Source organism: Paenibacillus sp. NPDC056579 (assembly GCF_042793215.1).
Taxonomy (GTDB): domain Bacteria; phylum Bacillota; class Bacilli; order Paenibacillales; family NBRC-103111; genus Paenibacillus_S.
In genome coordinates, this window is the sequence record NZ_JBHTVD010000023.1 from 29,310 (window position 1) to 35,898 (window position 6,589).

8 protein-coding genes are annotated in these 6,589 nt (G+C 48.3%); 7 read left to right on the forward strand and 1 reads right to left on the reverse strand.

The annotated features are described in order from the left end of the window. The 3 genes from ACFQ88_RS39060 to ACFQ88_RS39070 all read left to right on the forward strand — a co-directional run. The coding region (locus ACFQ88_RS39060) for a GerAB/ArcD/ProY family transporter (protein ID WP_379463265.1) at window positions 1-389 on the forward strand (389 nt) is incomplete at its 5' end. 119 nt (window positions 390-508) lie between these two features. Continuing rightward, window positions 509-2,005, forward strand: a complete 1,497-nt coding sequence (locus ACFQ88_RS39065; protein ID WP_379463267.1) for a hypothetical protein — start codon at window positions 509-511, stop codon at window positions 2,003-2,005. A 186-nt stretch (window positions 2,006-2,191) separates the two neighbouring features. Beyond that, on the forward strand, window positions 2,192-2,629 hold the full coding sequence (locus tag ACFQ88_RS39070) for an LURP-one-related/scramblase family protein (RefSeq protein ID WP_379463269.1): 438 nt from the start codon (window positions 2,192-2,194) through the stop codon (window positions 2,627-2,629). Here ACFQ88_RS39070 and ACFQ88_RS39075 read toward each other — a convergent pair. Continuing rightward, window positions 2,578-3,429, reverse strand: coding sequence for an NADPH-dependent F420 reductase (locus tag ACFQ88_RS39075; protein WP_379463271.1), 852 nt, complete (start codon window positions 3,427-3,429; stop codon window positions 2,578-2,580). The two genes, ACFQ88_RS39070 and ACFQ88_RS39075, sit on opposite strands and share 52 nt — an antisense overlap. A gap of 219 nt (window positions 3,430-3,648) precedes the next feature. On the opposite strand from ACFQ88_RS39075, the gene ACFQ88_RS39080 reads away from it, so the two are divergent. From ACFQ88_RS39080 to ACFQ88_RS39095, 4 genes are all read left to right on the forward strand, one after another. Then, window positions 3,649-3,882, forward strand: a complete 234-nt coding sequence (locus tag ACFQ88_RS39080; protein ID WP_379463273.1) for a hypothetical protein — start codon at window positions 3,649-3,651, stop codon at window positions 3,880-3,882. 542 nt (window positions 3,883-4,424) lie between these two features. Further along, window positions 4,425-4,916 (forward strand): TnsD family Tn7-like transposition protein, encoded by a 492-nt coding sequence (locus ACFQ88_RS39085; RefSeq protein ID WP_379463275.1) that lies wholly within the window; start codon window positions 4,425-4,427, stop codon window positions 4,914-4,916. A 62-nt stretch (window positions 4,917-4,978) separates the two neighbouring features. Beyond that, complete coding sequence (locus ACFQ88_RS39090) at window positions 4,979-5,431, forward strand: RrF2 family transcriptional regulator (protein ID WP_379463277.1); 453 nt, start codon at window positions 4,979-4,981, stop codon at window positions 5,429-5,431. Between the two features lie 157 nt (window positions 5,432-5,588). Further along, on the forward strand, window positions 5,589-6,305 hold the full coding sequence (locus ACFQ88_RS39095; RefSeq protein ID WP_379463279.1) for a DsbA family oxidoreductase: 717 nt from the start codon (window positions 5,589-5,591) through the stop codon (window positions 6,303-6,305). The last annotated feature ends 284 nt before the right edge of the window (window positions 6,306-6,589 follow it).

Below are 6,589 nucleotides of genomic sequence, written 5' to 3' on the forward strand. Positions count from 1 at the left end.
GAAACATAACGGGCAATTTTACTTATCCCGTTATGCAGGCCGCCCGCTTAGTCAGCATTGCGGATTTCCTGGAGCATGTTGAATCTGTAGTGGTGGTGATTTGGGTTGCCGGAGCGTATTTGAAAATTGCAATTTATTATTATGTCTTAGTGTTGGGAACAGCGCAATGGTTAAACCTTAGCAACTATAAGCCGATCGTTTTTCCTCTAGGAGTGCTGTTGTTAGTGTTTACCTTGTGGGCATCGCCGTCCTTGCAGGATCATAGCAACTTTGTCAGTAAAGCCGCGCCGTTTTACTCTTCTTTAGTGCAAATTTTGATCCCCTTGCTGCTGCTCTTGATCGTGTACATCCGCAATAAAATGTCTTCCAGGAAAGAAAATGCGCAATGAGCTATTAGGTTGAGCGAAAAATAAATACACCGCCCGGATTCTTCAGAATTTAATTTTGCTGAAACAATGAAGCTGCAGGCAACGTCAATTATAGTATCCGATAACAAGGAGGAAACGACGTGAGTCGAAGCTTGCAAGTATGGTCAACCGTTATGATAGCGGCGATTTTCTTATTGGCCGGTTGTTTCGATCGAATCCATAACTCGAACGAAGTTACGCCGACTGCTCCGTCGCCACCCGCTCCTGTAATCCCGAAGGACTCGGAGGGAAAGCCGGCCATAACGGAACCGTCGCCGTCGCCATCCGCCGCGGCTAAGCCTGTTCATATCGTCCTGGAGGATGAGCCGCGTTTGCCATCGCAAGCGACTGCTCTTGTATCCAAAACTCCGAAGAAGTGGGTACTTTCGTTCGGCGAATCGATGAACCGAGCTTCCGTGGAGGAAGTGATGAAACGCAATCTTGTACCCGCCGGCAGTCAAGATCTTTCGGTCGATATCACGTTCCAATGGGAGAACGATCGAATGCTGAAAGTAACGACGACCCCCAAACCCGCGGAATCCTCCGAAAATCCGAATGCAAGGCTGGTCTATAGCCTTTCGGTCAATGGCGCTCAAACCGCTGCCGGAAATAAGCTGGAGAAAGCCGATGAATTCCGTGCCGTAATAAGCGACGTTGAGCAAATTTACCGGTACTCCCTCGATGGGAAAATAAAGGAAAAGCTAAGCTCCTTTGATAAGCCATATATGCTCCGCAGCGTTATGGACCCCGGATACATTGCAGCAGTTCAATTCGCTCAATACTGCGAATGCGATGCGCCGAGCTCCAAGCTGTACGATTTGTTCAGCCTGAAGGATCGGACCTTCGTATCGTATCCGGTCGAACTATATGATAGCTACACCGGTGAAGGCAATTTTGATGTGGACAGCAGGGGATTTTTTTACTCGAATCCGAAGGGGCTGCCCATCCCGCAAAGCGCCTCGGTTAATAACATTACAATCGACGGCATGATATTCGGCACAGGAATAAGCAAGGACAGACGCCATGTGTTTATCGCCAAAGGCACCAAGGATCAGAAAACCGACTTTGATCTCGCAATAATTAATTTGGATAACGGCAAGCAGGACGTATTCGAGAAAGCGATGAAAGGATATCCGCCTGCGAATCAGGTGAGCTCACGCGACACACCGATCGTATTTAGAGATGACGGCAAGCTGGTCATATTTACAATGGAAAATCGAGAGCCGTGGGGCTATGTCAATTACGCCTTCGATTGGGGGAGCCGCACCGTCACGCCGTGGAAATCGCCTACCGGCGTAGATGACTGGAGCGGAGCGAACATGTCGAGTGATGGCGTTTATCAGCTGAATGGGGACGGCCATATTTATAAAAACGGGGTCAAACAAAACGGGCCAAAACCGATTATGCACGGGATTTGGGTCAATGGTACCCATAGTATGATCCTGTTCGAGAATAAAGGCAATAACACGAAAGAGCTTTTGCTCTATGATGCGGACAGTGGGAAAATGGCTTTAACGAATATCTCACTTAGACACGATCAATATGTGATCGGGTCCAGCGAAGACGGCAAATGGCTCTATGTCACCGATAAACAATAACAGTACGCTCAGCGTGATTTAAGGGGTAACAAGGACTATAACATTCCTGTTAACAAGGAAATGATCAGTCTTTGCTACCCTTAATTCTTCTTGTCTTAAGCGATATCTTTAATTCTATAAGCCTTAATAGCAAGCGTGAGCGCTTTACTTCCTCTCAGTCGTATTAATAAAGGGGAGGTGACACATTTGAATCTAATCTTCCGGGACAATTTTTTTAATAGCGGTATTACGGAGATTTTGAATGAACAGGAAGAAAAAGCCGGCCATATCGATTTAAAAAGTGCATTCGGCTCTTCAATCGATGTGTATGGGCCTAATGCCCAGCTGCTATGCAGAGGAAGTTTCCCGTTCTTCTCAAGCAAATGGGTGGTTGCCGATGCCGATGGGAATCCGTTAGGCGTATTGAGAATCAGATTTGCATTCTTTACCAAGAAGTTCACGTATGAAACGGAAGGGCGAGGCAGCTTTGAGATTGTATCCCCGGCGTTTTCGAAGGAATATGAGATATCCGATGAATCCGGAGTCGTTGCACGATTTGAACAAGTGAACGGGCTGTTTTCTTCAGGTGCTTTTCATTCAACAATGAATGCGAAGATTTGGATACTTACGAGCTTATTGCGGTGATCATGGGAATGCACGCGATTCAGAAAGCCAATAACGGTGCCTGATGAAGTTCGTGATCTGGAAGGTGTCCCAATAAAACTCTTAATCAAACGAGGAACGTTATGTAAATAGGGATCGCCGGCTGTTGAACAGTCGGACGATCCCTTATTTTGATAAGCTAAAGAAAGAGGGGATACGAATCTGATAATTTTGAACATATTGGATACGATTTCCTTTGCTATAATAATAACCAAGACGAAATAGACAGCAGGTGAAAAGGATGAGTTACGTAGAGTCCGTGTATCGAAACCGAACTGGTCGTACAGCCGCGTCACGAATTCCGTGGCCTCAGGAAAGTTGCTCGAGACCGACAACGCATGGCGGTCGGGGGCGCCAGCTGGTCTGCTCGAAATGAAGAGGCGGGGAGCTTGGATGTGGGTGAAGGCCTTCGCCACCTTCGAGGTAGGAAGTTGCTTCTGGCGGAGCTCATGAACTGTCATCTCACCAGAGTCGATCATGGGGAAATGGCCATCGCGCCAAGGCATGTAGTTGTTCGTGTCGAGCACGATCTTGCCCGCGAGCTGCTCCACAGGCATGTCGTTGACCAGCTTGAGGGGGACGGCCACGACGACGAAGTCACCAGCCTCGTCAGCGCCGGCCGCAGTCGCGGCGCGCGCTGACGGGCCGAGCTCGTCAATGAGGTCCTTCAACGTCTCGGGTCCTCGTGAATTGGCAATGACGACCTCATACCCGTTCGCGATCGCCGCACGCGCGATCTGGCTGCCGACCTTGCCCGCGCCAATGATGCCGACTACTGTCATGGGTACATACCTTTCACGCCTAAAAATTCCAATGATTTCTGCATGAAAAGAACCTCCTCTAATGATTTCTGTATGAAATGAACCGCTTTGTACGTCGCTGGACGTTATCGCCCCGGGGATTGGCGAAATAACATAACGACCGTTACGTTAAATTATATTATACAATTTGGCGCGCACTGTCAAAGGTGATCTGACTGATGGGGCGTAACCGCGAATTCGATGGGTGTCGAACGACCCGCGCTCTACTCGGCGTTTGGCAACAAGGAAGCGTTGTTCCGCCGAGTTCTGGCGCGCTATTACGAGCACTTCCTGGATTTCATCCCGGCGGCGCTCCATGGTATGGCTGTTCAAGCCAAGGCCGGCTTCAGTCGCGACATGCTAGAGGCTGTTGCTGAGCAAGCGCTCTCCACCTGGCCTACCGGCAGTTCCACACTTTCCGGAAAGTCATCTTAATCCTTAGTTCAGAAGAATATGAAACAACAAACCGGCAGCAGATCAGAGATCCGCTGCCGGTTTGTTGTTGAAGTAAAGGGCAGTTTAGTACCAATATGTGGAATTATTGATTGAGTGGCAAAAGAGATTTGTTTTGATTGAGGGCAAGGGTGAGTTCAATAAGCATTCATCATTTTGAAGTACTAATACATCGGTTTATGAACAAGGAGTTTGGAATTGAAGAACTACGGAGCAGGCTATATACCACGCTCATACCGGACAGGATTTATATAGAATTTTCAAATGAAATTAGTGAGTTAATTGATGAATTAGAACTTATTTTTTATACTCAGTTAGAGTCTGACCATTTCCATTTAGCAAGCAAATTACTAGAAACCTTTATTGATTCATTAAAGAAATACGATTGAACTAACGGGGGAACATTAGTTAAATAACGGCAGTGGATCGGGGGAATCACCTGCCGCTTTTCTCGAAGTAAAGGGCAGAATAGTTCAATTCCTTCGACGAAACATCTGACCAATAATTTTTAGGGAGATGGTGTATTGTTAGGAACATGGGGGCTATATCCTTGGTTCATAGAAGATGGGGAAGAACTTATTGAACCGAATACGTCAAATTACACTTGGCTCAAGAAAAACGATAGTGCGTGGTTTTCTAAGAACCAACCATCTATCGAGATAAAACCGGATAAGATAATAAAAATTAGTATAGAGAATAGAAGAAAAAAATATCTTGAGTTACTTAATGAGTATCCTAATTTATCTAGAGAGGATCTTCAACGATTAGATAAGAGTAATTATTCCTGGCTACGTAATCATGATAGCGATTGGTTTGAGCAACACTCACCTCCTTTGAAGAAAAAAGGAATGAGTCATCCAAGAGCTGGAGTTGAAGAGAGAAGAAGCTCATTTTTAAGTATATATCAGAATAATATGGGAGTATCATCTAAGGAGCTTAGAAGATTATGTGGAAGTAACTATACATGGACGCCAAGAAGTAGCCATTCCGCTGCGGCAGGCGATATAATGGAATAAGAGTGCCTGCAGTGGTTGCCGGTTAGACCGCTGCGGGCAGAGCGGATGAAGGAGTGGAACGGATGAGTACGGCGAACGGAATACCGGGGCCTCCCCGGTTCGGTATTGCAGTCCATGCACTGGCTTGGCTGGCGCAGAGTGGAGGCGTGCTGTCCAGCGCGGCGATTGCATGCCAAGTCAATTCGCATGCGACGTTCCTGCGCCGTGTCTTGGTCAGTCTGGTGCAGGCTGGCCTGGTCGAGGTGAAGGAAGGACGTGACGGCGGTTACTGGCTGCGCAAGCAGAGCGAAGATATTACGTTAGCTGACGTATATATAGCGGTGAAGAACGATTGCGGCGGGTTGGAGCAGCTTGAGGATGAAGAAGGCGGCTGCGGCGCAGCTGTTCAGCAGCTGAACCGGGCGCTGGAGTCGATCATGAACGAAGCGGAGCGGAACACGATTGAATATCTCCGGCAGTTCACGATGGACGATGTGATGCGGAAGATTGATTTTACAGCACAACCAACGCCATAATTACGAAAAAATATCAGCTTGCCAAAAGTAAGTGCTATCCTCTATAATGTGCTTGAAGCGATTGCAGTCACGAAAGAGACTGCTTTTATTTTTAAGAAATACTGTGCCTAGCATAAGCTCAGTAATCAGCAGCTATCATTTTTAGGGGGATTAACGAATGCAAATCGAAGTATGGTCGGATTTTGCCTGCCCGTTCTGCTATATCGGCAAACGCCGTCTAGAGGAGGCAGTCGCTCAGTTCGAGAACCGCGATCATATCGACATCCAATACCGGAGCTTCGAGTTGGACCCGAATGCGAAGAAGGATTATCCGCATGACGTTCACGAGATGGTGTCTTCGAAGCAAGGCATAACGCGCGACAAAGCGATCGAGATGAACCGCAGCCTCGGCCGTTCGGCGGCGGAAGCCGGACTTGATTTTCAATACGACAAAATCAAGCTGACGAATATGTTCGATGCGCACAGACTGTCTCATTTCGGCGCGCAGCACGGCAAGCGGAACGAGCTGACAGAGCTGCTGCTCAAAGGTTTTTTTACCGACGGAAAGCATCTGGGTGACCGGGAGACGCTGCTCGACATTGCGGCGGAAGCGGGTCTTGACCGGGACGAGGCAGCGGAGGCGCTGGCGAGCGGACGGTTCGCAGACAACGTACGCGACGAGGAGAAAGAGGCAAGCCAGCTCGGCGTACGCGGTGTACCTTTCTACGTCATTAACCGCAAGTACGCAGTGTCCGGCGCTCAGCCGACGGAAGTGTTCCTTAGCGCGCTGGAGCAAGCATGGCAAGACGAGAAACCGGTTAAGCTCGTCGACGTCAGCAGCGAAGCGGCGGGCGTATGCACCGACGAATCTTGCGACATTCCATCGGATAAGTAATACAAGGGGAGAGGACAGGGAGCGCATAGCTTATGCGCGCCTTGAACTCTCCTTTTTTATGCGGATGGACATAACACATACTTCTTGGGCATACGGGACAACGTACTCGTAAGAATGCTTGAGGAGGTGTCACGAAAGCAGATGAGCAGAAGAAATCGAAACCGGCTGCTCGTGCCGGAGACGAGACAAGGGTAAGCGTCACTTAACCTCGAGCTAGATAATTCCTATCCCATTACACGACAAGTAATTGGAAGCGAAGATGACCATGGCAAATAAGGCTCGAG